Annotated in this window: 2 protein-coding genes; one reads left to right on the forward strand and one right to left on the reverse strand. The window is 69.9% G+C overall.

The annotated features are described in order from the left end of the window. The coding region (locus C1I97_RS35780; protein WP_258382905.1) for a sodium:solute symporter at nt 1–1,539 on the reverse strand (1,539 nt) is incomplete at its 3' end. A gap of 174 nt (nt 1,540–1,713) precedes the next feature. Between C1I97_RS35780 and C1I97_RS35785 the strand changes: the two genes are divergently transcribed. Beyond that, a partial coding sequence (locus tag C1I97_RS35785) for a PucR family transcriptional regulator ligand-binding domain-containing protein (RefSeq protein ID WP_258382906.1) occupies nt 1,714–2,136 on the forward strand: 423 nt, incomplete at its 3' end.

Here is a 2,136-nt window from a genome sequence, read left to right on the forward strand (position 1 = left end):
GCCGCCGCGCCGAGGAGGAACTCGCCCCCGAGTCGGCGGAGTTCCTCGCCGCACTGCGCCGGGACACCGATCGTGCCGTCTACCGCGGCGGCGGTTGCGACACCCCCGCGGCCCTGGAGCGCGCCCGGCGAGGCGTTCGCGCCAGGCGGTGAGGACGGCCTCGTCGGTGGGCCTGGTCAGCAAGGAGACGACGACGTAGACGGCGAGGGAGGACAGCAGGCCGTAGTAGACGGGCTCGTTGGCGAGGATGCCGAAGGTCGCCATGAGGCCGATGACGGCGAGGCCGCCGACGATCACGGCGGCGAGGGCGCCCTGCGCGGTACCGCGCTTCCACACCAGCCCGCCGAGGATCGGCACGAGCAGCCCGCCGACGAGCAGGTTGTAGGCGACGGTCAGTGCCTCGACGACGTTGTTGAGGGCGATGGCGGTGCAGATCACGGCGACGCCCATGATCAGGATGAAGGCGCGGTTGCCCTTGACCTCGTCGTGCTCCTCCCCGTCGCGGTGGACGATGCCGCGCAGCCGGGACCAGATGTCGTTGTTGGCGACGGTGGCGCAGGCGATCAGCGCGCCGGAGGACGTGGACATCACCGCGGCCAGGGCGGCGGCGAGCACCAGCCCGCGGACGCCGACGGGCAGGTCGTCCTTGACGATGGTGGCGAAGGCGTCGTCGGCGCTGGCGAGGTTGGGGTAGAGCACCTTGGCGGCGGTGCCGATGACGGCGCCGGCGATGGCGTAGACCAGGCAGTAGGTGCCGGCGACGGTGCCGCCCCACTTGGCCGTCGTGTCGCTGCGGGCGGTGAAGACGCGCTGCCAGATGTCCTGACCGATGAGCATGCCGAAGGTGTAGATCAGGACGTAGGTGAAGATCGTCTCGCCGCCGATGCCCAGCGGGTCGAAGTAGGAGGTCGGCAGCTTGGCCTTCATCTCGCTGAAGCCACCCGCCTTGACGACGGCGATCGGCAGCAGCAGGAGCAGTACGCCGATCGTCTTGACCACGAATTGCACCATGTCGGTCAGCGTGATGGACCACATGCCGCCGAGGGTGGAGTACGCGACGACGATCGTGCCGCCGAGGATGATCGCGACGGTGCGGTTCAGGTCGAACAGGACGTCGAAGATCGTGGCGTAGGCGATGGTGGAGGTGACCGCGAGCATCAGGGTGTATGCCCACATCACCACGCCCGAGATGACGCCGGCCCGGCCGCCGTAGCGCAGGTCGAGCATCTCGGAGACGGTGTAGACCTTCAGGCGGGCGATCCGGGCCGAAAAGAAGATCGAGAGGGCGAGGATTCCGAGGCCGATGGTGAAGACCATCCAGGCCCCGGAGAGTCCGTACTTGTAGCCGAGACCGACGCCGCCGATGGTGGAGGCACCGCCGAGGACGATCGCCGCCATGGTGCCGGAGTACATGGCGGGCCCGAGCCGGCGGCCCGCCACCAGGAACTCGCTCTTGGACTTGGCGCGGCGCATGCCCCACCAGCCCATGGCCAGCATCCCGGCCAGATAGACGACGATCACTGCGTAGTCGACGGCCATGGGCCCTCCTCTTCGCGCACGGGGGATGTTTGGGGGTGGGACGACGGCAGCGGCTCGCGGGGCGTCCGCCCGTGCCGTGGCTGCCGGTCCGAGTCGACATTAGGTGGCTGAAAAGCGACTGCGAAGTGTACGTTTCATCCATTGGAACGAGACGGTATGAAGGGAACGCACATCATGCTGGATGCGCCGGTCCCCTTTGCCCCAGTGGTCCCACCGACCCCGCCTATCCCCCTGTCGGCCCTGCTGGCCCGGGAGGACCTCGCCCTGCGCCGGATCGCGGGACCGACCGACCGGGACACGGTGATCCACTGGGCCCACGTCTCGGAAATGGCCGACCCGTACCCGTACCTGCTGGGCGGCGAACTGCTGCTGACGGCCGGCGTCCATGTCGAGCCGGCCGCGGGCACCGGCCCGTACTTCGACGGCTACGTCTCCCGGATCGTGGCGGCGGGCGGCGCGGCCCTCGGCTTCGGCCTGGCGCCGGTGCACGACACGGTGCCGCCCGCCCTGGTGGCAGCCTGCGACGCCCACGGCCTCCCGCTGCTGGAGGTCCCCCCGCGGACCACGTTCTCCGGCGTCGCCCGCGCCGTCTGGCAG

It is taken from the genome of Streptomyces sp. NTH33, assembly GCF_003236365.1.
GTDB lineage: Bacteria > Actinomycetota > Actinomycetes > Streptomycetales > Streptomycetaceae > Streptomyces.